We start from the raw sequence: 22,752 nt of genomic DNA on the forward strand, positions 1-22,752 counted from the left end.
TGCGACTCGCGAAGTAGGCTGGAATCCATGCGTCGAGGAACCTTCCGTGACGACACCGTCGACTATGCCGCTGTCGGGGCGACCCAAGCGCCGGACCTGATGCAGTATCCGCCGGAGCGCAGCATCCCGGCGGAGCAGTCCTGGCGGATCGGCAGCGGGGAAGCCCGCTTCCGCGCCGCGAGCGAAGCGCTCATGTCATGGACCGCGCAGCGCGGTGCCGGGCTCGAGGTCAGCGACGTGCGCCCCGCGTCCGGGCCCATGTACTCGGGGGTGAGCTTCGACGCGGAGGGCAACCCCGTCAAGCCCAGCCGATCCGAGGCCGAGCAGCGCTTCGACGTCGACGGCACCCCGTTCGTCGGCGCGGGCACGACGATCCGCGTCGACGGCCGCGTCAAGGGGCTCCGTGCCGACGCGGAGCTTCGCGTCATCTTCGCCGTCGAAGAGCCTCGGCGGGTCGGCTTCGCGCTCGGGACCGTCAGCGACTCCGTGGTGAGCGGCGAGGAGTCGTTCATGCTCGACTGGTACGACAACGACGAGGTGTGGTTCACCGTCCGCGCGTTCGACGCGCCCCGTGCCGTGCTGTACCGGATGCTCCCGGGGCTCACGAAGCGCCGTCGTCGCGAGCTGTTCACGCGGTACCTGCGCGCGATCTCGCCGCTGTACACGACCCCCGCGTGAGGCGCTGATGGGCTCCGCTCTTCCGCTCGGCGAGCCCGTTCCCTCGGACGGCTCGCTGCCGCCCGGCACGCGCATCGATCCGGCCGCCGACTTCAGCGTGTATCTGCACGTCCCCTTCTGCCGTGTCCGCTGCGGCTACTGCGACTTCAACACGTACACGTCGTCCGAGCTGCGCGGCGCCCGACAGGACGAGTACGCCGACACGCTCCTTCGTGAGATCGCGCTGTCGGCGCCCGTTCTCGAGCGCGCCGGAGGCAACCGCCCCGCGTCGACGGTGTTCTTCGGCGGCGGCACGCCGACTCTCCTCCCGCCCGGCGACCTCGCACGCATGCTGGCCGGCGTGCGCGACACGTTCGGCATCGCCGACGGCGCCGAGATCACGGTCGAGGCCAACCCCGACACGGTGACGCCTGCGGTGGCGGCCGAGCTCGCGGCATCCGGTGTCACGCGCCTGTCCATCGGCATGCAGTCCGCCGTCCCGCACGTCCTGGCCGCCCTCGATCGCACGCACGATCCCGACAACGTCCGCACCGCGGTGGCTGCGGCGCGCGAGACGGGGCTCGACGTCAGCGTCGACCTCATCTACGGCGCTCCGGGCGAATCGCTCGACGACTGGCGCACCTCGCTCGAGGCGGCTGTGTCCCTCGAGTCAGACCACATCTCCGCGTACGCGCTCATCATCGAGGACGGGACCAAGCTCGCCCGCCAGATCCGCCGTGGCGAGGTCGTCGCACCCGACGACGACCTGCAAGCCGACATGTACGAGCTCGCCGACGATCTGCTCGGGGAAGCAGGGTTCGATTGGTACGAGGTGTCGAACTGGGCGCGCGGCGACGCGCACCGCTCCCGCCACAACCTCGCCTACTGGGTCGGCGCCGATTGGTGGGGCTTCGGCCCCGGCGCGCACAGCCACGTCGCGGGCGTGCGGTTCTGGAACGTCAAGCACCCTGCCGCCTACGCGCAACGGCTGGCCGCGGGGCAGTCGCCGGCCGCCGGACGGGAGATCCCGGATGCCGCGGCCAGGAACCTCGAGAGCATGCTGCTGCGCACCCGCATCCGCGAGGGGCTCCCCGTCGAGGAGCTCCTCGGCGAAGGCCGTCACGCGGTAGCCGCGCTGATCGCGGACGGACTCATCGAGGGTCCTGCCGCCCTGCGCGGGAGGGTCGTGCTCACGCGGCGTGGGCGTCTGCTCGCCGATGCGGTGGTGCGGGCGCTCACCGATTAGCCCGGAGCGATCGTGCGTGGGACGGCTTCGCAATCTGTCTCGGCGTCGCTCGACGATCCTGACAGGGCCATCGGATAGAATTGGCACTCCAGTCATGCGAGTGCCAGCTGCGGCGTGAGGAGGCGGGATGGTCAGCGAACGGGGTCTGCAGGTGCTGCGGGCGATCGTCCAGGACTACGTCGACACGCGCGAGCCGGTCGGCAGCAAGGCGATCGTCGAACGGCACGCCTTCGGAGTGTCGGCCGCGACGATCCGCAACGACATGGCGCTGCTCGAGGACGAAGAGCTCATCGTCGCACCGCACACCTCGTCGGGCCGCGTACCGACGGACAAGGGCTACCGCGTCTTCGTAGACCATCTCGCGGAGCTCCGGCCGCTGTCGCCGGCCCAGCGGGCGGCCATCGCCTCGTTCCTCGACGGCTCCGGCGACCTCGACGACGTCCTCGTGCGCACCGTGCGCGCCCTCACGCAGCTGACCGGCCAGGTCGCGATCGTGCAGTACCCCTCGTTCGCGCGCGCGACGGTCACCCACGTCGAGCTGGTCCAGCTCGGCGGCGGACGGATGCTGGTGATCGTCGTCACCGACACGGGACGCGTGTCGCAGCGCCTGACCTTCGTCGGCGAGGAATTCGACGACGTCGACCTCGCGCACATCCGTGCGGGGCTCGGCACCCTGCTGGTCGGCCGGCCCGTCCGCGAAGGACTGCAGCGCATCGCCGAGCGCCTCGAAGGACGGGATGCGCAGGCTCCGGCGCACGAGCGCGCGACCGACGAGATCGTCCGCGCCGTCGCCGAGGAGCTCGAGGAGTTCCGCCAGGACAAGCTCGTGATGGCCGGCAGCGCCAACCTGGCACGCCGAGAATCCGACTTCCGCGGCAGCATCTATCCGCTCCTCGAGGCGATCGAGGAGCAGGTGACGCTGCTGCGGCTGATGGGGGAGATGGTCGCCGACGAGCAGGGACTCGCGGCGAGCATCGGCCGCGAGAACGAGGCGTTCGGCCTGGCCGAGGCATCCGTCGTCGCCAGCGACTACGACGCGACGGGCTCTCTCGCCCGCGTCGGCGTGCTGGGCCCGACGCGCATGGATTACCCCACGAACCTCGCGACGGTCCGCGCCGTCGCGCGCTATCTCACGCGCATGCTCGAGCAGGACGACAGCTCCCGCTGACGCACGCGCGCACACACGATCCCGCGGCGCGGCCGCGGCAGGAAGGCGAAAGTGGCTGACCACTACGAGGTCCTCGGCGTCTCACGCGACGCCTCCACCGACGAGATCAAGAAAGCGTACCGGCGGCTGGCCCGTCAGCTGCACCCGGATGTGAACCCGGGCGAGGAGGCATCCGAGCGCTTCAAGCTCGTGACGCACGCGTACGACGTCCTCAGCGACCCCGAGCAGCGCGCCCGCTACGACATGGGCGGCGGTGACTCGCCGTTCGGCGGCGCCGGCGGCTTCGGCGGGTTCAACGACATCTTCGAGACGTTCTTCGGCGCGGCGGGCGGCTCGCGCGGGGGCCGGCCCCGATCGCGCCGCGAGCGCGGCCAGGACGCCCTCGTCCGTGTCACGCTCGAGCTCGGCGATGTCGTGTTCGGCACGCACCGCGACATCGAGGTCGACACGGCCGTGGTGTGCGAGACCTGTCAGGGCTCCTGCTGCCAGCCCGGGACGAGCCCCGTCACGTGCGACATCTGCCACGGCACCGGCAATGTGCAGCGACAGGTGCGCAGCCTCCTCGGCAACGTCGTCACGACGCAGCCGTGCAACGTGTGCCAGGGCTACGGCACCACCATCCCGTACCCGTGCGCCACCTGCCAGGGCCAGGGCCGCGTGCGCGCCCGCCGCACCGTGTCGCTCGACATCCCGGCCGGCGTCGAGACCGGGCTCCGCCTGCAGCTGCCGGGCTCGGGCGAGGTCGGCCCGGCCGGCGGCCCCAACGGCGACCTGTACATCGAGGTCACGGTGCAGCCGCACGAGGTGTTCAGCCGTGACGGCGACGACCTGCTGGCGACGCTCGAAGTGTCGATGCCCGACGCGATCCTCGGCACGACGACGACCATCCAGTCGCTCGACGGCCCGGTCGACCTCGAGGTGCGGGCAGGCGTGCAGGCGGGAGACATCCTGACGATCAAGGGCCGCGGCATCACGCCGCTGCGCGGCTCGCAGCGCGGCGACCTCAAGGTCGGCGTGCACGTGGTCACGCCCACGCGCCTCGACCACAAGGAGCGCGCCCTCATCGAGGACTTCGCGAAGCGCACCAAGGCGCCGGCCCCCAAGCTCGCCGAGTTCCACCAGGGCCTGTTCGCGAAGCTCCGCGATCGCTTCCGGAACAGCTGACCGGTGGCACTGCACTTCCTCCTCGACCAGCCCGTCGGCGCCGCTCCCGGCGACGCCGTGACGCTCACCGGTGCGGAGGCCCACCACGCCTCGACGGTGCGCCGGGTGCGCATCGGCGAGGAGGTCACGGTCGGCGACGGGCGCGGAGCGTGGCTGACCGGCACGGTCGAGTCGGTCGCGCCCCGCGAGGTGATCGTGCGCATCGACGGACGGACGGATGCCGCAGCCCCGAGCCCGCGGATCGTGCTCGTGCAGGCGCTGGCCAAGGGGGATCGGGACGAGCTCGCCGTGCAGGCGGCGACCGAGCTCGGCGTCGACGAGATCGTGCCGTGGCAGGCCGCACGCAGCGTCTCGCGATGGGACGCGGCGAAGGCCGTGAAGGGCCGCGCCCGCTGGGCCACCATCGTGCGGGAGGCCGCGAAGCAGGCCCACCGCGTGTGGGTGCCGGCGGTGGCGGAGCTGACCACGACCGCGGCGCTCGCGCGCCGGGCGCCGGAATCCGTCGTGCTGGTCCTCGAGCCGACGGCCACAGAGCGGCTCAGCGCGCTCGCGGTGGAGCCCGATGAGGAGCGCGACGTCGTGCTCGTCGTCGGACCCGAAGGCGGCATCGCCCCCGAAGAGCTCGACGCCCTCGCGTCCGCGGGCGCGCGACTCGTGCGCCTCGGCGACACCGTGCTGCGCACGTCGACCGCGGGTCCCGCGGCGCTGGCTGTCGTCAGCACCGCACTCGGGCGGTGGTGACGGTTCGACAGGATCACCCGACCGGTCCCGGATCCTGCCGAGGGGCCCCGTCGGTAGACTTGCGACATGAGTGGACATTCGATCTTCACGCGCATCCTGGACGGCGATATCCCGTCCGAGATCATCGCAGAGACCGAGAACGCATTCGCCATCCGTGACATCGCCCCGAAGGCGCCTGTGCACCTGCTGGTGATCCCCAAGACCGAGGAGTACCGCAACGTCGTCGAGCTCGCCGCGGGCGACCCGGCCCTCATGGCCGAGCTCGTGGGACTCGCGAACACGGTCGCCGCCGAGCATTCGGACGGCGATTTCCGCCTGGTCTTCAACACCGGCCCGAACGCGGGCCAGACCATCTTCCACGTGCACGCCCATGTGCTCGCGGGGGGCCTCGAAGAGAAGAGCATCGGTGCCTGATCAACCCGGTCATGAGACGGTGAGCGACCACGTCGAGGTCGACGGCGTCGCGATGGTGCAGCTCCTCGGTCCGCAGGACCGACTGCTGCGGGTCGTCGAGAAGGAGCACCCGGGTGTCGATGTGCACGTGCGCGGCAACGAGATCACGCTCACGGGCGAGGCGCCGGCCGTCGCCGCGGCGCGGACGCTCGTCGACGAGCTGCTCGCGATGACGAAGGCGGGCCAGTCGCTCGGCGAGGACGACGTCGCGTCGTCGAACCGCATCCTCCGCAGCGAAGCCGGGCTCCGCCCGTCGGAGGTGCTCGGCGAGGCCATCCTGTCGTCGCGCGGCAAGGTCATCCGCCCGAAGACCCTCGGCCAGAAGGCGTACGTCGACGCGATCGAGGAGAACACGATCGTGTTCGGCATCGGCCCGGCCGGTACCGGCAAGACGTATCTCGCTATGGCGAAGGCCGTCCAGGCGCTGCAGCGCAAGGAGGTCAGCCGCATCATCCTGACCCGGCCGGCCGTCGAGGCGGGGGAGCGGCTCGGCTTCCTCCCGGGCACGCTCACCGACAAGATCGACCCGTACCTGCGGCCGCTCTATGACGCGCTCAACGAGATGATGGACCCCGAGCTCGTGCCCAAGCTCATGGCGACCGGCACGATCGAGGTCGCGCCGCTGGCGTACATGCGCGGCCGCACGCTCAACGACTCGTTCGTCGTGCTCGACGAGGCCCAGAACACGACGCCTGAGCAGATGAAGATGTTCCTCACGCGCCTCGGCTTCGGCACGCGCATGGTGGTCACCGGCGACATCACGCAGATCGACCTCCCGCAGGGCGCGTCGGGTCTGCGGCTGGTGACGCGCGTGCTCGGCGACATCGACGACATCCACTTCTCGTACCTGACGAGCGACGACGTCGTGCGCCACACGCTGGTGGGCCGCATCGTCGACGCCTACAGCGAGTACGACGAGCGCCGGCTCGCCGCACGTCGCGAGCGCGACGAGGCCTCCGAGTTCGCCAACCGCGCCGAGCGGCGTGCCGCCACCGCCCGCACCGGCGGACCCCGTGACCACCTTCCGAAGCGAGGACGCCCATGACCATCGAGATCGGCAACGAATCGGGGATCGCCGTCGATGAGACGGTCCTGCTGCGGCTCATGGAGCACAACCTCGCCGAACTGCACGTCAGCCCCGAGGCCGACGTCGCGATCCTCCTCGTCGACGAGGGCGCGATGGAGGCGCTGCACGTCCAGTGGATGGACGAGCCTGGACCGACCGACGTCCTGAGCTTCCCGATGGACGAGCTGCGTCCCGGCACCGAGGACGCCCCGACGCCTGCGGGCCTCCTCGGCGACATCGTGCTGTGCCCGCAGGTCGCCGAGACCCAGGCGGTCGCCGCGAAGCACTCCACGCTCGACGAGCTCATCCTCCTGACCACGCACGGCCTGCTGCACCTCCTCGGCTTCGACCACGCCGAGCCGGAGGAGGAGCGGGAGATGTTCGGACTGCAGCGCGAGCTCATCACCTCGTTCCAGGCATCCGAACGCCGACGACCTCGCGCATGACCGCCGCCCTCCTTCTCGTCGCCGCAGCGCTCCTGCTCGCGTTCGGCGCCCTCATGGTTGCGATCGACGCGGCGCTCAGCGTCACCTCCCGCGCCGACCTCGCCGAGCTCGGAGCAGGCGGGCGCAACGCGGCGTCGCTGCGGAAGATCGCGGACGATCCCGACGCGCACGCCAACGCCGTGATCTTCATCCGCGTGCTGGCCGAGACGACGGCCGCCGTGCTCGTCACCGTCGCCTTCGTCGACCTGTTCGACAACATCTGGTGGGCGATGCTGGCGGCGGCCCTGCTCATGACCGGCGTCTCGTACGTCGTCGTCGGCGCCAGCCCGCGATCGGTGGGCCGGCTGCACGCCCGCGGGCTGCTCCGCGGGGCGGCTCCGGTGGTTCGTGGCGTACGCATCATCCTGGGCCCGCTCGCGCATGGGCTCGTCGCGCTCGGCACGCGCATCACTCCGGGCGCGTCGCGAGGCTCGTCGTTCGCGTCGGAGGAGCAGCTGCTCAGCATCATCGACGAGGCGGCCGAGAACGAACTCATCGAACAGGACGACCGCGAGCTGATCCACTCGGTGTTCGACTTCACCGACACGTTCGTGCGGGCCGTGATGGTGCCGCGCACCGACATGGTGACGGTGGATGCCTCGACCTCGACGCGCGAAGCCATGACGCTGTTCCTCGAGAAGGGCGTCTCGCGGATGCCGATCGTGGACGACGACGCGGACGACGTCATCGGCGTGCTGTACCTCAAGGACCTGGTGCAGTTCGGCTTCCGCGACGAGACCGGGTGGCGGGATGCCCCGATCAGCCGGATCGCGCGTCCGGCGGTGTTCGTACCCGAGTCGATGAAGGCCGAGACGCTGCTGCAGCAGATGAAGCGCGACGCCGTGCACGTGTGTCTCGTCGTCGACGAGTACGGCGGCGTGTCGGGACTCGTGACGCTCGAAGACCTCATCGAGGAGCTCGTCGGCGACATCGCGGACGAGTACGACCCGCGCGCCGAGGAAGTCACCGAACTGGAGCCCGGTCACTACCGCGTGAGCGCCCGTCTGGGTCTCGACGAAGTCGGCGACCTGTTCGGTCTCGAGCTCGAGGACGAGGACGTCGACTCCATCGGCGGGCTGTTGGGCAAGGCTCTGGGCCGCGTGCCGCAGCCGGGCGCCACGGCCGAATACGCCGGCCTCGTGCTCACCGGGGGATCGTCCCGCGGGCGCGGGCGCGGAATCTCGACGGTCTTCGTCGAGCGCGGCGATCCCGCTCTCGGCGTCGGCCGCTCACCGCGCACGGGCGAGATCCGCATCGTGAGCCCCCGCACCGGCGAGATCCGGCTGCCTCGGAAGGAAGAGACGTCATGACCGAGAAAGACCCCGCACCGGCACCCGAGGCCGACTCGACCGCTGCGTCCGGCGAGGGGCGATCCGGCTTCGTCACGTTCGTCGGTCGACCCAACGTCGGCAAGTCGACGCTGACGAACGCCCTGGTCGGCGAGAAGGTCGCGATCACCAGCGACAAGCCGCAGACCACCCGCCGGGCGATCCGCGGGATCCTGAACCGCCCCGGCGGTCAGCTCGTCATCGTCGACACCCCGGGCCTCCACAAGCCCCGCACGCTGCTCGGGCAGCGCCTGAACGACCTCGTCGAGCAGGTGCTCGGCGACGTCGACGTCATCGGCTTCTGCGTGCCCGCGACCGAGAAGGTCGGACCGGGCGATCGCCGCATCGCGGAGTCGCTCAGCGGCTACGGCCGCGCGAAGAAGGTCGCGATCGTGACGAAGACGGATGCCGCGACCCGCGACGAGATCACCGAGCGGCTCATCGAGGTGGACCAGCTCCGCGAGGACTGGGCCGCCGTGATCCCGCTCTCCGCCTTCACTCGCGACCAGCTCGAGGTCCTGAGCGACGAGCTGCTCGCCCTCATGCCGGAAGGCCCCGCCCTGTACCCGGAGGGCGTCGTCACCGACGAGTCGACCGAGGACCGGATCGCCGAGATCATCCGCGAGGCCGCCCTCGACGGCGTGCGCGACGAACTGCCGCACTCGATCGCCGTCGTCGTGCAGGAGGTGGAGGCCCGCGAGGACTCCGACCTGACCGACGTCTACGCCGACATCGTCGTCGAGCGCGACAGCCAGAAGGGCATCATCATCGGCCACAAGGGCTCCCGGCTGCGCGATGTCGGCGCCCGCGCCCGCGCGCAGATCGAACCGCTCCTGGGCACCAAGGTGTTCTTGAAGCTGCACGTGCGCATCGCGAAGGAGTGGCAGCGAGACCCGAAGCAGCTCGGACGCCTCGGCTTCTGACCCGAGCCCCGCTCACCCGCCGGTCTCGGTGATCGCCGAGCGGATGACGACCGTGTCGGCACCGTACTCGGCGTCGGCGGCCTCCTGCCAGCTCCCGTCGTCCCACACGACGTCGACCCAGAGCCATCCGTCCTGCGGGTAAGAGGTCAGATAGGCGTCGCCGAGCTTGGCGGGGAGCTCGTCCTGGATGGCCGCGAGAGTCGCCTCGTCGCCCGTGCCGGGTGTCCCGCCCGTCGGGTCCTCCGGCCGGATCGGGTCGTACAGGGCGAGGAGGATCGGCGGCTGCGTCGAAGTGAAGGACTCGCCGTCGTACGTGCCGCGCACCGCATACGCGCCCCACGTGACGTCACCCGACGACTCCGCGCCGTCGACGCCTTGCCACGTCCAGCCCTCCAGCGGGATCCCGGTGCACTGCGGGGGATACGACTCCGCGACCGCGCCCAGGCACAGCTGTGCGGCGCCGCCGGTGTCGATCACGGTGCCGGTGGCGGAGACCTCGCCTTCGGGCGGGATCGGGGTGACGGCCCCGAGCGACGCGGGTGCGGGCGTCCCGCCGGGACCCGCGCTCGCGCACGCGGCGATGGCGACCATGACGACGGCGGCGGTGGCGGCGATGCCGAGGGGGCGATGGAGACCTCTCATGTCTCGATGGTGTCGCGTCGACGCCGATCGTCTCAGAAACGGATGCCGCGGCATCCGTCCGTCATCCGTTCGCTCTCTGCTCGCAACGGGGTGTAGCCTGAATCCATGCGCTTCGGCCGGCTTCTCCTTCTTAGCCGCCGCGACGAGACCTCGTTCTAGGGCCTTCCTCGTCGCGGAGCTTTTCGTTGGCCCGCATCATCAGGCATCGAGCCGCCCCGATCGGGCAGCAGCTCGGAACAGACGAGAGAAGCGACGACATCATGGAGAACACCCAGAAGCCCTCGGGCCTGCCGACCCACAAGTATCGGCCGTTCCACGAGCAGATCACCGTGAATCTGCCCGACCGCACCTGGCCCGACCAGCGCATCACGACCGCACCCCGCTGGTGCGCCGTCGATCTTCGCGACGGCAACCAGGCGCTCATCGACCCGATGAGCCCCGAGCGCAAGCGGATCATGTTCGACCTGCTGGTGAGGATGGGCTACAAGGAGATCGAGGTCGGCTTCCCCTCGGCGAGCCAGACCGATTTCGACTTCGTGCGTCAGCTCATCGAAGAGGACCTCATCCCGGATGACGTCACGATCCAGGTGCTGACGCAGGCGCGCGAGCACCTCATCGAGCGCACATACGAGTCCATCGCGGGTGCCAAGCAGGCCATCGTGCACCTCTACAACTCGACGAGCGTGCTGCAGCGTGAGGTGGTGTTCCGCACCGACGAGCAGGGCATCATCGACATCGCCCTCGAGGGCGCGCGCCTCTGCCGCCAGTTCGAGCAGCGCATCCCCGAGACCAAGGTCTTCTACGAGTATTCGCCCGAGAGCTACACCGGCACCGAGCTCGAATTCGCGCTGAACGTGTGCAACCAGGTCATCGAGATCTTCGAGCCGACGCCTGAGCGCAAGGTCATCATCAACCTGCCCGCGACCGTCGAGATGGCGACGCCGAACGTCTACGCCGACTCGATCGAGTGGATGAGCCGCCGCCTCGCGCACCGCGAGAACGTGATCCTCTCACTGCACCCGCACAACGACCGCGGCACCGCGATCGCTGCGGCCGAGCTCGGCTACATGGCCGGCGCCGACCGCATCGAGGGCTGTCTGTTCGGCAACGGCGAGCGGACGGGCAACGTCGACCTGGTGGCGCTCGGCATCAACCTGTTCACGCAGGGCATCGATCCGCAGATCGACTTCAGCGACATCGACCAGGTCAAGCGGACGGTCGAGTACTGCAACCAGCTGCCGGTGCACGAGCGCAGCCCGTGGGCCGGCGACCTGGTGTTCACCGCGTTCAGCGGCTCGCACCAGGACGCGATCAAGAAGGGCTTCGAGGCGATGGACGCCCGCGCTGCGGCATCCGGCGTCACCGTCGACGAGATCGAGTGGGCGGTGCCGTATCTGCCCATCGACCCGAAGGACCTCGGTCGCTCGTACGAGGCGGTCATCCGCGTCAACTCGCAGTCGGGCAAGGGCGGCGTCGCGTACCTGCTGAAGACCGACCACTCGCTGGACCTGCCGCGCAAGCTGCAGATCGACTTCTCGGGTGTGGTGCAGGCCAAGACCGATGCCGAGGGCGGCGAGGTCACGAGCGACCAGATCTGGAAGATCTTCACCGACGAGTACCTGCCGTCGGAGGTCGCCGACGAGCGCTGGGGACGCTTCGAGCTGCTGGCGACCAGCACCCGCAGCGACCTGTCAGGCGACGTCGCTCTCGACATCACGCTGCGTGACGGCGACGACCGGTTCGAGGCATCCGGTCGCGGCAACGGCCCGGTCGCAGCCTTCCTCGAGATCATCCGCGCACAGGGATTCGACGTGACGCTCTACGACTACGTCGAGCACGCCCTCAGCGCCGGCGGCGACGCCCAGGCGGCCGCCTACATCGAACTCCAGGTCGATGGCGAGCGCCTCTGGGGCGTCGGCATCGACTCGGACATCTCGACCGCATCGCTCAAGGCGATCGTGTCGGGCGTGAACCGCGCCATCCGTACGCGGCAGCGCACCGGGGCCCTCGCGGGCGTCTGAGCGCGAACCGTCGACGGGTGTGCGCGGGTGATCCCCGCGCGCGCCCGTCGGTGTTCGCCGCCGCTGGTCGTCGAGCGGCTGACGAGTCGAGGCGCAGGGACGAACCGCGGATGCCTCAGTGCTTCACGATCGGGATCGTCGAGGTCTCCACGGCCACCTTGCGACGGTAGAGCGCCCGCTGCTCGGGCAGCGAGATGTCGAAGATCACCGCGAGCAGACGGATCACCGTCGTCACGACGATGCCGATCACCGCGGCGATGACCACGTTCACGCCGAGCTCCTCCGCCGTCGCGAGGACGAGGCATCCGACTCCCGCGGCGACTGCGTAGAGCGAGCCCACATGCATGATCGCGACCGGCAGGCCCATGATCACGTCGCGGAGGATGCCGCCGCCTACCGCCGCGCATACCCCGACGAAGACGGCCGGCACGAGCGGAAGCCCGAGGACGAGGGCCTTGCTGGTGCCGAATGCGCCGAACAGGCCGATGACCAGGGCATCGAGGCCGACGATGACGGCGTTGAGCCGCTGGAAGAGGCCGGCGAGCAGCATCCCGAACAGGGCCGCGCCACCGGCGGTGAGCAGGTACCAGTTGCTCTGCAGCGTGGTCGGCGTGACGTTGAGCAGCAGGTCGCGGATGAGCCCGCCGCCCATGCCCATGACGATGCCGATGATCGCGACGCCGAGCATGTCGAGCCGGCGTTCGCCGCGGAAGCCGGAGGCGAACAGCGCGCCTTGGATTCCGCCGAGGCCCACGGCGATGAGGTCGGCCCAGAGGGGGATCACGAAGACCGGCTCGTACACCCCTCCATTGTCGACGGCGATCAGGGGATGTGGGTGCGCACCGCCGACAGGAATCCGTCGAGATCGTCCGTCCACAGTCGCATCGCCTCGATGCGGTCGCGGGCGCCCGCGGGAACGCGGGGCCGGCGGAACACGAACCGGTAGATGCTCTGGTAGACGCCGAGTTCCATGATCCACGCGCGCCGGGTGAAGGTGCCCAGCTTCGCCCGCCACGCGGGTCGAGTGGGGCTGCCCGGCGACCGCTCCGGTCGGGGTGGGCTGTCGCGGGGAGTGTCGACGGCGCTCACGACGGGTCATCCTCGGCGGTGCGGGCCTCGTGCTCCGCGATGAGCCGGCTCAGCCGGTCGAGGACGTGGTTCAGTCCGCGCAGCGTCGCCTGCGCCGTCGCGTCGTCGAGGCCGTCGATGAGCTGTGCGCCGAGTCGGGTGTGCTCGGCATCCATGGCCCGCATGGCCACCTCACCGCGGTCTGTCAGCGTCACGAGCACCGCCCGGCGGTCGTGGGGGTGCGGCTCGCGGCGTGCGAAGCCGGTGGCCTCGAGTCCATCGACGAGGGTCGTGACATTGCGCGGCGTGACGCCGAGCCCCGTTGCCAGCTCCGCCTGGGTGCGCGGGCCCTCGTGGAAGACGAGCCAGAGGACGTGGGTGCGTGCAGGGGTGAGGCCTCGGCGATCGAGCTCGCGCTCCTGGTCGGCGCTCAGGACGCCCGTCAATGCGAGCAGCGTGTCGAGAATCTGAGTGCCGGACATAGTGAACATGGTACATTAATTCGGGTCCTACGCAGCGTCGTGCCGCCCGATCCGCCAGGTGCGCAGGGATAATTGACCCGTGCCCACCTACCGCGATGAAGTCGTGGTCCTGCGCACCCACAAGCTGGGTGAGGCCGACAGGATCGTGACGATGCTGAGCCGCCGTCACGGCAAGCTGCGCGCCGTCGCGAAGGGCGTGCGGCGCACATCGTCGCGGTTCGGCGCACGCCTCGAGCCCTTCATGGTCGCCGATGTGCAGCTGTACCAGGGGCGCTCGCTCGACATCGTCCAGCAGGCCGAATCGCTCGGCTCGTACGGCGCCGAGATCGTCGCCCACTACGACCGGTACACCTCCGCGCACGCCATGGTCGAAGCGGCCGATCGCCTCAACGAGGCCGAGGCCACGCCTCAGCAGTACCTGCTCCTCGTCGGAGGCCTTCGCGCCCTCTCGCGCGGCGAGCATGCCTCGCGGAGCGTCCTGGATTCGTACCTGCTCCGTGCGATGGCGCTGTCGGGCTGGGCGCCCGGCCTCGGCGAATGCGCGCTCTGCGGTCGCCGCGGCCCCCACGACACGTTCGTCGCCCAGCAGGGCGGCATCGTCTGCCGCGACTGCGCTCCTACCGGGGCGGCCCGCGTCGACGCCGCCACGGTGTCGCTCCTGCAGTCGCTGATGGCAGGGGAGTGGGACGTGGTGGATGCCGCGTCGCCGGGGTCGACCGCCGCCGCCTCGGGACTCATCGCCGCCTACGCGCAGTGGCACCTCGAGCGCGGCATCCGTTCGCTCTCCCATGTCTCGGCAGCCCCGCAGGAAGGCACCAGGTGACCCCGAAGCCCTACACGCACCGCGACGCGGTGCCATACCGCCCGCTCGACTGGACCGGCGTCTACCCGCCGGAGTACCCCCGCGGCGCCGTGCCCAACCACGTGGCCATCGTGATGGACGGCAACGGCCGCTGGGCCAATCGCCGGGGTCTCACGCGCATCGAGGGGCACAAGGCGGGCGAGGCCGCACTGCTGGACGTCGTGGCGGGCGCCATCCAGGCAGGCGTGAAGCACCTGTCGGTCTACGCGTTCTCGACCGAGAACTGGTCGCGCTCCCCTGAAGAGGTGCGCTTCCTCATGGGCTACAACCGCGACGTGCTCCACCGTCGGCGCGATCAGCTCAACGAGTGGGGCGTGCGCATCCAGTGGGCCGGCCGAAAGCCGCGCCTGTGGGGGAGCGTCATCAAAGAGCTGCAGTTCGCGGAGCAGCTGACCGCCGGCAACGACCTGCTGACGCTCACGATGTGCGTGAATTACGGCGGCCGCATCGAGCTCGTCGACGCGATGCGCTCGATCGCCGACGACGTCGCGGCGGGCCGGCTCAAGCCGTCGGCGGTGTCGGAGAAGCTGATCCAGCGGCGCCTCTACCGCCCGGACATGCCGGACGTCGACCTGTTCCTGCGCTCGAGCGGCGAGCAGCGTACGTCCAACTTCCTGCTGTGGGAATCGGCCTACGCGGAGTTCGTGTTCCTCGACACGCTCTGGCCCGACTTCACGCGAGAGGACCTCTGGCACGGCATCGACACCTACCTCGGCCGCGATCGCCGTTTCGGCGGCGCCGTGGACGCCCCCGACGCCTCCACGTCCTGATCTCACGCCTGCGTCCGAAGGGGTATCCAGCGAGCCCTCGCGCGCTCATCATTGACGTGAGCCGCGCATGCGGCCGGTCAGGAGGCGCGTCATGGCGCTGTCAGGGCCTCGGGTGGGCCTCGCCGCGATCCTGAGCCTCGTCGCGGCCTTCGCCCTGGTGGGCTGCGGGACGCCGGTGACCGCTGAGGACGCAGGACGAACGACGACGGCAAGCCCCTCCCCGTCCACGGACGCCACGAAAGAGGCCACCGCCGAAGGGGAGACCGACACCGGCGGCGACGACCAAGGGCAGGCCGATTCCGACGGCGGGGAGGATCCCACCCAGGACCGCGTTCGCACCGGCCCCGCCGCCCAGTACGGCGGACCCGCCTACGGCGATCAGGGGACCGCCGAGGTCCTCGAGCCGGGGCTCTGGTGCAAGACGATCGCGGTGTTCTGGGGCGGCGACCCCGTACCGGAGGGCGTCAGCTTCACGTTCGAGAACGCCGTGACCGATCGGCCCGGTCTGCAGGTCGACGGCGGGGTCTGCGGGACGCGTGGCGCGGACCGCTCCTGCCTCGGCATGCTCGTCGCAGCGAACGAGTCCGGCATCTTCTGCAGTCTCGTCCTCCGCCCCGGCGCCGACTTCCAGGACGGCACCGCCATCACCTTCCTCGGCACGCTCGAGTGCCCGACCGCCGAGATCTGCGACGAGGTCGCGGCGCGCGAAGTCGAACCCGGGCCGCCGATCATCGTCAACAACCCCGAGCCGTCCGCCGAGCAGGACCAGGACCAGGAGCAGGAGCAGCAGCCTCAACCCTCCGACACGCCGACCACAGAGGTGGACGGATGATGGCAGCTCACACGCCCGCTGCCGCATCGTCCGAACCCGCTGCCGCACCGTCCGAACCCGCTGCCGCGACAGCTGCGGATGCCGCGGGTCACGGCACGTCCGCACTCGCTGGACCCCCCGCACCCGGCGCCTCCTCCGTGCCGACGGCCGAAGAGCGACTCCCCGTCGACCCCGGGCTCGGCTTCGAGAAGTGGATGGGCTTCCTCTCCTCCTTCGTGGCTCCGCTCACCCTGGTGACCGCGCTGCTGTTCTACTTCGGCTACGTGTCGACGCGCGAGTTCTTCCGGTACTTCGGCGTTGACGTCGACATCATCGGGCTGAGCTCGCAGGAGTTCGTGATGCGCAGCCCCGGCGCGCTGTTCATCCCGGTCATGGTCCTCACCCTGCTCGCCGCCGCCGCGATCCTCGGCCACCGCGTCCTGCGCAGACGGCTGCTGGCGCAGAAGCGGCCCGCGCAACGGCGCGTGATCGGCCTCCTCGCCTGGACCGGGATCGGCTTCATCCTCGCGGGCCTCGTCCTGGCCTTCCTCGTGCCGTTCCTGCCGGGGTGGACGTACGGTCAGCTCCTCACCCCGCTCTTCCTCGCGATCGGCGCGGGACTCGCGGCCTACGCCTCGGCCACCGTGCGCGCCCTCGACCGGTCGAGCGGCGGGCGCGGCGTCGTCGTGCTCCTCGTCCTCGTGATGATCGCCGGCACGTTCTGGTCGACCGCGACCATCGCGCAATGGTGGGGCCTCGGGCAGGCCCGCTCCCTCGCCGCCGACCTCACGACGCTCCCCGCCGTCGTGCTCGACACCCCAGAGCGGCTCTACCCGGGCAACGACGCCATCACGTTCCAGCAGCTCGAGGACGAGGCATCCGTCGAAGATCCCGCGGCCGCGCCGCAGACATTCGCATACCGCTACTTCGGGCTCCGACTGCTCGCGCAGGGCGGCGGACGCCTCTACCTCGTGCCCGACGCCTGGTCGCCTGATGCCTCGACCCTGGTGGTGCCGTACGACGACGTGCGGGTGCGGTTCCGGTTCGTGCCCGACGCCGATCCGCCCGTTCCCTGAGCATCCGCACCGGCCGCCGCATTCGGCGGAATAGATGCGCCGACGCGCAGGGTTGTCGTCAGCATGACGGACGCCATCAAGATCGACGTATGGAGCGACATCGCCTGCCCCTGGTGCTACATAGGCAAGCGCAATCTCGAGAACGGACTGGCCGAGGCATCCGCCGACGAAGACGCCCCCGCCGTGGAGGTGACGTACCACTCGTTCGAGCTTTCGCCCGATACGCCCGTCGACTTCGAGGGCGATGAGCTCGACTTCCTCGCCAAGCACAAGGGCATGCCGCGCGCCCAGGTGCAGCAGATGCTCGAGCGCGTCACCGGCGTCGCCGCCGACGCGGGCCTGGAATACCGGTTCGATCTCCTCAAGCACACCAACACCGTGAAGGCCCACGAGCTCCTGCACTTCGCGAAGGAGCAGGGCCGCCAGCACGAGCTCGCCGAGCGCCTCATGGCCGCGTACTTCACCGAAGGGCGCCACCTCGGGCGAAATGACGAGCTGGTCGACCTCGCCACCGATGCCGGACTCGACGCCGACGCCGCCCGGGAAGCGCTGGACAGCGGCCGCTACCTCGACGCGGTGCGTGCCGACCAGGCGCGGGCCGCGGCCTACGGCATCAACGGGGTGCCCTTCTTCGTGATCGACGGCAAGTACGGCGTGTCGGGCGCGCAGCCGGCTGAGGCCTTCGCGCAGATCGTGCGGCAGGTGTGGTCCGAGCATCGCGAGCCCGCCGACGTCGACGCCTGAAACCCGTGAACGAGAACGGGCCCGCTGCGATTCGTCGCGGCGGGCCCGTCCGATGCCTGCGGGTTCAGCGAGGCAGGTTCGCCTCGATGACCTCGACGATCGCCGGGTCGTCGGGCTTGACGTTCGGACGGAAGCGGTGGACGCCGCCCTCCGGCGTCAGGACGAACTTCTCGAAGTTCCAGACGATCGGGCCCTTCTTGCCCTCCGCATCGCGTGACTTCTTCAGCGCCTTGTAGACCGCAGCGGCACCGGGTCCGTTCACCTTGACCTTGTCGAAAACGGGGAAGGTCACGCCCCACGTGACCGAGCAGTACTCGAGGATCTCGTCCATCGACCCCGGCTCCTGCCCCATGAACTGGTTGCAGGGGAAGCCCAGCACCGTGAAGCCGCGGTCGGCGTACGCCCGCTGGAGCTGCTCGAGCTGCTCGTACTGCGGGGTCAGGCCGCACTTCGACGCGACGTTGACGACCAGAAGCACCTGGTCGCCGTACTCGGAGAGGGTCGCAGTTCCGCCGTCGGCGGTGGTGAAGGGGATCTCGCGCAGGTCGGTGATCGTGGCCTCGGTCATCCCCCCAGGCTAAACCCTGTGCACAGGGACGCGGCCGTTCAGCCAAGAGACGGATTCCTGTAAGAGAATGGAACGCGTGACCACTGCCCTCGCCCCTGCGCCGACGCTGCGCATCGGGCCCATCGAACTCGACGCCCCCGTGGTGCTCGCGCCGATGGCGGGCATCACCAACACCGCATTCCGACGCCTCTGCCGTGAATACGGAGCCGGCCTCTACGTCAGCGAGATGATCACGACGCGAGCCCTTGTCGAGCGGAACGCGACGACGATGCGCCTGATCACGCATCATGAGTCCGAGACACCCCGGTCGATCCAGCTGTACGGCGTCGATCCCGCGACGACGGAGGCGGCCGTGCGCCTCCTCGTCGAAGAGGATCGCGCCGATCACATCGATCTGAACTTCGGATGCCCCGTCCCGAAGGTCACCCGCAAGGGCGGGGGAGCGGCTCTTCCGTGGAAGCTCGGCCTGTTCCGCGACATCGTGACGCGCGCCGCCCGCGCCGCCGGCGACATCCCCCTCACGGTGAAGATGCGCAAGGGCATCGACGCCGACCACCTCACCTACCTCGACGCCGGACGCATCGCCGAGGACGCCGGCGTGGCCGCCGTCGCGCTGCACGCCCGCACCGCGTCCGAGTTCTACTCCGGCCAGGCGGACTGGTCCGCGATCGCCCGGCTCAAAGAGGCTGTCACGGGCGTCCCCGTGCTCGGCAACGGCGACATCTGGTCGGCCGACGACGCCGCACGCATGATGGATGAGACCGGCTGCGACGGCGTCGTCGTCGGTCGCGGCTGCCTCGGGCGTCCGTGGCTGTTCGGCGATCTCGCCCGCGCGCTCGGCGGCCCCGGCGCCGCACCCGCCGAGCCGGTCGACGCGACCCTCGGTTTCGTCTCCCGCGCGTTCCGCCGTCACGCCGAACTGCTCGTCGAGTTCTTCGAGGACGAGGACCGTGGCTGCCGCGACATCCGCAAGCACGTCGCGTGGTACTTCAAGGGCTACCCGGTGGGTGGGGAACTCCGCGCAAGCCTCGCCACCGCATCGAGCCTCGCCGAGATCGACGACCTGCTCGCCACCCTCGATGCCGACGCCCCGTACCCGGGCTCGGCCGCCGAAGGTCAGCGCGGGCGCGCCGGAACCCCGAAGCGCCCCGCTCTGCCCGACCGCTGGCTGGAGTCGCGGGAGCTCAGCGCCGAGGCGACCACCGCCATCGCCGAAGCGGAACTCGACCACAGTGGCGGGTGACCTGGCCGGCGCATCCGAGCGCCCCGTGGGATACGACGATGCCGACGCCGCCCGCTTCCACGCCGAGCGCCACCGCTCCCAGCGCGACGACTTCGCTCGCGACCGCGCGCGTGTGCTGCACTCGGCCGCGCTGCGCCGTCTGGCCGCGAAGACGCAGGTGCTGAGCCCTGCGAGCCCCGCAGACTTCGCGCGGAATCGCCTCACCCACTCGCTCGAGGTCGCCCAGGTCGGTCGCGAGCTGGCGACGGCCCTCGACCTCGCCGCCGACGTCGTCGACACCGCCTGCCTCAGCCACGATCTCGGGCACCCGCCCTTCGGCCACAACGGCGAGCGGGCCATGAACGAGTGGGCCGAGGACTTCGGCGGCTTCGAGGGCAACGCGCAGACCCTGCGCATCCTCACACGGCTCGAGCCCAAGGTGGTCGACGCCGACGGGCGCAGCTTCGGTCTCAACCTCACGCGGGCGAGCCTCGACGCCGCCTGCAAGTACCCGTGGACCGCCGATCACCCCCTGCCCGATCCCGGCGGCCGGCTCAAGTTCGGCGTCTACCCCGAAGACGAAGACGTGTTCCGCTGGGTGCGCGACGGCGCACCGGGCAGGCTGCGCTGCATCGAGGCCGAGGTCATGGACCTCTCCGACGACATCGCCTACTCGGTGCACGACTTCGAGGACGCGGTCGTCAACGGCTACCTCGATCCGGCGCGCCTGGTCGATCCGCGCGAGCACGACTGGCTCCTCACCGCGATCCAATCCTGGGTCGGGTTCGACTTCGCCCGCGACGAGCTCGAGGACGCGCTGTTCCGGCTCACCCGCATGCCCGAGTGGATCGATTCCTTCGACGGCACCCGTGCATCGCTCGCGCGGCTCAAGAACCTCACGTCCGACCTCATCGGCCGCTTCGCGCGCGCTGCGACGACGGCAACACGCGAGTCCTACGCGACGTCCGTTCTCACCCGGTATCGCGGGCACCTCATCGTGCCCCGCATCGTCGAGGCCGAGATGGCGGTGCTCAAGGGCATCATCGGCGCAGCGGTCGTGTCGATCGAGGGGCGCAAGGATCTCTACAAGGAGCAGCGCCGCGTCCTCAAGCGCCTCGCGACCGCCCTGTGGGACCGCCCCGAGGCGCTCGACGCGCTCCACGCCGAGGACTTCGCCGCGGCCGAGACGGATGCCGCGCGCCGCCGCGTGGTCGTCGACCAGGTCGCCAGCCTCACCGATCAGCTCGCGATCGCGTGGCACGGGTCGCTCGTGGGGCCCGTGGACGCAGCATCCGTCGGCGTGTGGGCGCCGGGTGCACGGCCCATGGACACGGCGTCCCGCGCCTTCCGCGCGTCCGAGGCGCGCTGATGGCGGGGCGCATCCGCCAGGCGGACGTCGACGAGGTCAAGGCGCGCACGAACATCGCCGACATCATCGGAGAGAGGGTCGCCCTCAAGTCCGCCGGCGTGGGTTCGATGAAGGGGCTCTGCCCGTTCCACGACGAGCGCAGTCCGAGCTTCAATGTGCGCCCCCAGGCCGGCTTCTACCACTGCTTCGGCTGCGGCGAGTCCGGGGACGTGTACTCGTTCCTGCGTGCGATGGACCACGTGACGTTCACCGAGGCCGTCGAGCGCCTGGCGGGCCGCATCGGCTACGCCCTGCACTACGAGGACGGCGGCGCCGCCCCCGAACACACCGGTCGCGCGCGCCTCTACGCGGCGAACGCGGCGGCCGCGGAATTCTTCCGGGCGCAGCTCATGACGCCCGAGGCCGACATCGCCCGACGCTTCCTCGGCCAGCGCGGCTTCGACGCCGGCGCCGCGGCCCACTTCGGCGTCGGATTCGCCCCGAAGGGCTGGGAGGGCATGACCAAGGCCCTGCGCACCCGGGGCTTCACCGACGAGGAGCTCTCGTCCGCCGGCCTCGTGTCGCAGGGACAGCGCGGCGTGTACGACCGCTTCCGCGGGCGCGTGGTGTGGCCCATCCGCGACGTGACGGGGCAGGTGATCGGGTTCGGGGCGCGGAAGCTCTTCGACGACGACAACGGACCGAAATACCTGAACACGCCTGAGACGACGATCTACAAGAAGGCGCAGGTGCTCTACGGGCTCGACCTCGCCAAGCGCGAGGTGTCCCGCCAGCACCAGGTCGTGGTGGTCGAGGGCTACACCGACGTGATGGCGTGCCATCTCGCAGGCATCACGACCGCGATCGCGACGTGCGGCACGGCGTTCGGCGCGGACCACATCACGGTGCTCCGGCGCGTGATGGGCGACGACTCCACGGCAGGCGAGGTCGTGTTCACCTTCGACCCGGATGCGGCGGGGCAGAAGGCGGCGCTGCGGGCCTTCGCCGACGCCAAGCGGTTCAACGCGCAGACCTACGTCGCCACGGGTCCGGAAGGACTCGATCCGTGCGACCTGCGACTCGCGCGCGGCGACGGCGCCGTGAGGGCGCTCCTCGAGACGAAGGTGCCGATGGTCGAGTTCGTGCTCGACCAGCGCATCTCGGGCTACGACCTGCGAAGCGTCGAAGGACGTGTCGGCGCGCTGCGCACCGCCGCACCGGTCGTCGCGGAACTGCGCGATCCGCTGCTGCAGCCGGAGTACGTGCGCGTGCTGGCCAGACGGCTCGGCATGGACACCGAGGACGTCCGCCGCGAAGTCGAGCGTGCGGGCCGCAGCGGCGGGGGCGGTCGGCGCGACGCCGCGCCCGGCGCGGCCGAGCCGGCGGAACCGCCGGTCGACGACGGCGCCCTGCGCGTCACACTCGCAACCCTGCCACGCACACCGGAGGTCGGGCTGGAGCGGGGTGCCGTGATGGGCGTGCTGCAGTTCGGCCATCGCATGGACCCGTCGCTCGTCGCGCGCGCTCTCGACCTGCCGTTCCGCCACCCGGCCCTCGATGCCGTTCGCATCGCCGTGCGCGACGCCGCCGGCATGCAGCGTCCCGGCTGGGCCGTGGATGCCGTCGCCACCGTCCGCGAGCCCTATCGGTCACTCGCGGCCGAGCTGCTCGCGGCCGACTTCCCGGCGCTGAGCGACGACGAGGCGGTCTCCTCGGCGAGCGACCTCGCTCGCCGCCTGGTGATGCGCGGCTTCGACCGCGAGAAGGCGGAGCTGCTCGGAGCGATCCAGCGCGTGCCCGCGGACTCGGAAGAGGGCCGAACCATCCGCCTGCGCCTGCGCGAGCTCGACGCACAACGCCAGGCCCTCGCTGACGAGGGCTCCTGATCCCGTCCCGTCGGCTGGCGT

Annotated in this window: 24 protein-coding genes; 19 read left to right on the forward strand and 5 right to left on the reverse strand. The window is 70.4% G+C overall.

The annotated features are described in order from the left end of the window. Positions 1 to 27: 27 nt before the first annotated feature. From J2Y46_RS13540 to era, 10 genes are all read left to right on the forward strand, one after another. Positions 28 to 678, forward strand: coding sequence for a DUF1990 family protein (locus J2Y46_RS13540; RefSeq protein WP_045302694.1), 651 nt, complete (start codon positions 28 to 30; stop codon positions 676 to 678). 7 nt (positions 679 to 685) lie between these two features. Beyond that, the gene (gene hemW, locus J2Y46_RS13545; protein ID WP_310242955.1) at positions 686 to 1,903 is read left to right on the forward strand and encodes a radical SAM family heme chaperone HemW; all 1,218 of its coding nucleotides are present in this window, start codon (positions 686 to 688) and stop codon (positions 1,901 to 1,903) included. A 127-nt stretch (positions 1,904 to 2,030) separates the two neighbouring features. Then, complete coding sequence (gene hrcA / locus J2Y46_RS13550; protein WP_045302690.1) at positions 2,031 to 3,071, forward strand: heat-inducible transcriptional repressor HrcA; 1,041 nt, start codon at positions 2,031 to 2,033, stop codon at positions 3,069 to 3,071. Positions 3,072 to 3,122: 51 nt separating this feature from the next. Next, positions 3,123 to 4,235, forward strand: coding sequence for a molecular chaperone DnaJ (gene dnaJ, locus J2Y46_RS13555; RefSeq protein ID WP_045302688.1), 1,113 nt, complete (start codon positions 3,123 to 3,125; stop codon positions 4,233 to 4,235). 3 nt (positions 4,236 to 4,238) lie between these two features. Next, positions 4,239 to 4,976: a 16S rRNA (uracil(1498)-N(3))-methyltransferase gene (locus tag J2Y46_RS13560; RefSeq protein WP_310242958.1), complete on the forward strand. Its 738-nt coding sequence runs from the start codon at positions 4,239 to 4,241 to the stop codon at positions 4,974 to 4,976. A 66-nt stretch (positions 4,977 to 5,042) separates the two neighbouring features. Then, entirely contained in the window at positions 5,043 to 5,390 is a 348-nt protein-coding gene (locus tag J2Y46_RS13565) for an HIT domain-containing protein (RefSeq protein WP_310242961.1), read from the forward strand. Between the two features lie 52 nt (positions 5,391 to 5,442). Then, a complete protein-coding gene (locus J2Y46_RS13570; protein ID WP_084695790.1) occupies positions 5,443 to 6,474 on the forward strand; it encodes a PhoH family protein in 1,032 nt (343 codons plus the stop codon). After that, positions 6,471 to 6,941 carry an rRNA maturation RNase YbeY gene (ybeY, locus tag J2Y46_RS13575; protein WP_045302676.1) on the forward strand — a complete coding sequence of 157 codons (471 nt, stop codon included), beginning with the start codon at positions 6,471 to 6,473 and terminating at the stop codon, positions 6,939 to 6,941. Before J2Y46_RS13570 ends, ybeY begins: the two co-directional genes overlap by 4 nt. Continuing rightward, on the forward strand, positions 6,938 to 8,290 hold the full coding sequence (locus J2Y46_RS13580) for a hemolysin family protein (RefSeq protein WP_045302674.1): 1,353 nt from the start codon (positions 6,938 to 6,940) through the stop codon (positions 8,288 to 8,290). The genes ybeY and J2Y46_RS13580 overlap by 4 nt, the downstream gene beginning before the upstream one ends. Further along, entirely contained in the window at positions 8,287 to 9,231 is a 945-nt protein-coding gene (gene era, locus J2Y46_RS13585; protein WP_310242966.1) for a GTPase Era, read from the forward strand. The genes J2Y46_RS13580 and era overlap by 4 nt, the downstream gene beginning before the upstream one ends. 12 nt (positions 9,232 to 9,243) lie before the next feature. On the opposite strand, the gene J2Y46_RS13590 is transcribed toward era, so the two are convergent. Continuing rightward, positions 9,244 to 9,873 carry a hypothetical protein gene (locus tag J2Y46_RS13590; RefSeq protein WP_045302671.1) on the reverse strand — a complete coding sequence of 210 codons (630 nt, stop codon included), beginning with the start codon at positions 9,871 to 9,873 and terminating at the stop codon, positions 9,244 to 9,246. A gap of 260 nt (positions 9,874 to 10,133) precedes the next feature. On the opposite strand from J2Y46_RS13590, the gene leuA reads away from it, so the two are divergent. Continuing rightward, on the forward strand, positions 10,134 to 11,894 hold the full coding sequence (leuA, locus tag J2Y46_RS13595) for a 2-isopropylmalate synthase (RefSeq protein ID WP_045302931.1): 1,761 nt from the start codon (positions 10,134 to 10,136) through the stop codon (positions 11,892 to 11,894). 115 nt (positions 11,895 to 12,009) lie between these two features. Here leuA and J2Y46_RS13600 read toward each other — a convergent pair whose 3' ends face one another. The 3 genes from J2Y46_RS13600 to J2Y46_RS13610 are packed head-to-tail and all read right to left on the reverse strand — an operon-like array spanning position 12,010 to position 13,444. Next, positions 12,010 to 12,696 (reverse strand): trimeric intracellular cation channel family protein, encoded by a 687-nt coding sequence (locus J2Y46_RS13600; protein WP_045302669.1) that lies wholly within the window; start codon positions 12,694 to 12,696, stop codon positions 12,010 to 12,012. 20 nt (positions 12,697 to 12,716) lie between these two features. Further along, complete coding sequence (locus J2Y46_RS13605; RefSeq protein ID WP_157005694.1) at positions 12,717 to 12,983, reverse strand: hypothetical protein; 267 nt, start codon at positions 12,981 to 12,983, stop codon at positions 12,717 to 12,719. Continuing rightward, positions 12,980 to 13,444: a MarR family transcriptional regulator gene (locus tag J2Y46_RS13610; RefSeq protein ID WP_310242974.1), complete on the reverse strand. Its 465-nt coding sequence runs from the start codon at positions 13,442 to 13,444 to the stop codon at positions 12,980 to 12,982. Before J2Y46_RS13610 ends, J2Y46_RS13605 begins: the two co-directional genes overlap by 4 nt. Positions 13,445 to 13,523: 79 nt before the next feature. Here J2Y46_RS13610 and recO point away from each other — a divergent pair, with 79 nt between their 5' ends. The 5 genes from recO to J2Y46_RS13635 all read left to right on the forward strand — a co-directional run bounded on the left by recO (position 13,524) and on the right by J2Y46_RS13635 (position 17,707). Further along, positions 13,524 to 14,267 (forward strand): DNA repair protein RecO, encoded by a 744-nt coding sequence (recO, locus tag J2Y46_RS13615; RefSeq protein ID WP_045302667.1) that lies wholly within the window; start codon positions 13,524 to 13,526, stop codon positions 14,265 to 14,267. Further along, on the forward strand, positions 14,264 to 15,076 hold the full coding sequence (locus J2Y46_RS13620) for an isoprenyl transferase (protein WP_045302665.1): 813 nt from the start codon (positions 14,264 to 14,266) through the stop codon (positions 15,074 to 15,076). The genes recO and J2Y46_RS13620 overlap by 4 nt, the downstream gene beginning before the upstream one ends. 91 nt (positions 15,077 to 15,167) lie before the next feature. Beyond that, positions 15,168 to 15,908, forward strand: a complete 741-nt coding sequence (locus J2Y46_RS13625) for a hypothetical protein (protein WP_310242980.1) — start codon at positions 15,168 to 15,170, stop codon at positions 15,906 to 15,908. Continuing rightward, positions 15,908 to 16,963 carry a hypothetical protein gene (locus J2Y46_RS13630; protein WP_052676943.1) on the forward strand — a complete coding sequence of 352 codons (1,056 nt, stop codon included), beginning with the start codon at positions 15,908 to 15,910 and terminating at the stop codon, positions 16,961 to 16,963. The genes J2Y46_RS13625 and J2Y46_RS13630 overlap by 1 nt, the downstream gene beginning before the upstream one ends. Positions 16,964 to 17,026: 63 nt before the next feature. After that, positions 17,027 to 17,707 (forward strand): DsbA family protein, encoded by a 681-nt coding sequence (locus J2Y46_RS13635; RefSeq protein WP_045302661.1) that lies wholly within the window; start codon positions 17,027 to 17,029, stop codon positions 17,705 to 17,707. Positions 17,708 to 17,771: 64 nt separating this feature from the next. Here the strand turns inward: J2Y46_RS13635 and J2Y46_RS13640 are convergent, their stop codons facing one another. After that, the gene (locus tag J2Y46_RS13640) at positions 17,772 to 18,275 is read right to left on the reverse strand and encodes a glutathione peroxidase (protein ID WP_045302659.1); all 504 of its coding nucleotides are present in this window, start codon (positions 18,273 to 18,275) and stop codon (positions 17,772 to 17,774) included. A 67-nt stretch (positions 18,276 to 18,342) separates the two neighbouring features. Here J2Y46_RS13640 and dusB point away from each other — a divergent pair, with 67 nt between their 5' ends. The 3 genes from dusB to dnaG are packed head-to-tail and all read left to right on the forward strand — an operon-like array spanning position 18,343 to position 22,731. Next, the gene (gene dusB, locus J2Y46_RS13645; RefSeq protein ID WP_396653191.1) at positions 18,343 to 19,518 is read left to right on the forward strand and encodes a tRNA dihydrouridine synthase DusB; all 1,176 of its coding nucleotides are present in this window, start codon (positions 18,343 to 18,345) and stop codon (positions 19,516 to 19,518) included. Beyond that, on the forward strand, positions 19,508 to 20,866 hold the full coding sequence (locus J2Y46_RS13650) for a deoxyguanosinetriphosphate triphosphohydrolase (RefSeq protein WP_045302657.1): 1,359 nt from the start codon (positions 19,508 to 19,510) through the stop codon (positions 20,864 to 20,866). Before dusB ends, J2Y46_RS13650 begins: the two co-directional genes overlap by 11 nt. Continuing rightward, entirely contained in the window at positions 20,866 to 22,731 is a 1,866-nt protein-coding gene (gene dnaG, locus J2Y46_RS13655) for a DNA primase (protein WP_310242992.1), read from the forward strand. Before J2Y46_RS13650 ends, dnaG begins: the two co-directional genes overlap by 1 nt. Positions 22,732 to 22,752: the final 21 nt, after the last annotated feature.

Origin of the sequence: Microbacterium sp. BE35, assembly GCF_031457705.1 — a bacterium.
Lineage (GTDB): Bacteria > Actinomycetota > Actinomycetes > Actinomycetales > Microbacteriaceae > Microbacterium > Microbacterium trichothecenolyticum.

What these genes read in the sequence shown, in the direction of transcription:
- hrcA (WP_045302690.1), top strand. Translation starts at nt 2,031, where the DNA reads ATGGTCAGCGAACGGGGTCTGCAGGTGCTGCGGGCGATCGTCCAGGAC.
- J2Y46_RS13570 (WP_084695790.1), top strand. Translation starts at nt 5,443, where the DNA reads ATGGTGCAGCTCCTCGGTCCGCAGGACCGACTGCTGCGGGTCGTCGAG.
- J2Y46_RS13640 (WP_045302659.1), bottom strand. Translation starts at nt 18,275, where the DNA reads ATGACCGAGGCCACGATCACCGACCTGCGCGAGATCCCCTTCACCACC.
- J2Y46_RS13625 (WP_310242980.1), top strand. Translation starts at nt 15,168, where the DNA reads ATGGCGCTGTCAGGGCCTCGGGTGGGCCTCGCCGCGATCCTGAGCCTC.
- era (WP_310242966.1), top strand. Translation starts at nt 8,287, where the DNA reads ATGACCGAGAAAGACCCCGCACCGGCACCCGAGGCCGACTCGACCGCT.
- leuA (WP_045302931.1), top strand. Translation starts at nt 10,134, where the DNA reads ATGGAGAACACCCAGAAGCCCTCGGGCCTGCCGACCCACAAGTATCGG.
- dusB (WP_396653191.1), top strand. Translation starts at nt 18,343, where the DNA reads ATGGAACGCGTGACCACTGCCCTCGCCCCTGCGCCGACGCTGCGCATC.
- hemW (WP_310242955.1), top strand. Translation starts at nt 686, where the DNA reads ATGGGCTCCGCTCTTCCGCTCGGCGAGCCCGTTCCCTCGGACGGCTCG.
- ybeY (WP_045302676.1), top strand. Translation starts at nt 6,471, where the DNA reads ATGACCATCGAGATCGGCAACGAATCGGGGATCGCCGTCGATGAGACG.
- J2Y46_RS13635 (WP_045302661.1), top strand. Translation starts at nt 17,027, where the DNA reads ATGACGGACGCCATCAAGATCGACGTATGGAGCGACATCGCCTGCCCC.
- J2Y46_RS13590 (WP_045302671.1), bottom strand. Translation starts at nt 9,873, where the DNA reads ATGAGAGGTCTCCATCGCCCCCTCGGCATCGCCGCCACCGCCGCCGTC.
- dnaG (WP_310242992.1), top strand. Translation starts at nt 20,866, where the DNA reads ATGGCGGGGCGCATCCGCCAGGCGGACGTCGACGAGGTCAAGGCGCGC.
- J2Y46_RS13540 (WP_045302694.1), top strand. Translation starts at nt 28, where the DNA reads ATGCGTCGAGGAACCTTCCGTGACGACACCGTCGACTATGCCGCTGTC.
- J2Y46_RS13630 (WP_052676943.1), top strand. Translation starts at nt 15,908, where the DNA reads ATGGCAGCTCACACGCCCGCTGCCGCATCGTCCGAACCCGCTGCCGCA.
- J2Y46_RS13610 (WP_310242974.1), bottom strand. Translation starts at nt 13,444, where the DNA reads ATGTCCGGCACTCAGATTCTCGACACGCTGCTCGCATTGACGGGCGTC.
- J2Y46_RS13580 (WP_045302674.1), top strand. Translation starts at nt 6,938, where the DNA reads ATGACCGCCGCCCTCCTTCTCGTCGCCGCAGCGCTCCTGCTCGCGTTC.
- J2Y46_RS13565 (WP_310242961.1), top strand. Translation starts at nt 5,043, where the DNA reads ATGAGTGGACATTCGATCTTCACGCGCATCCTGGACGGCGATATCCCG.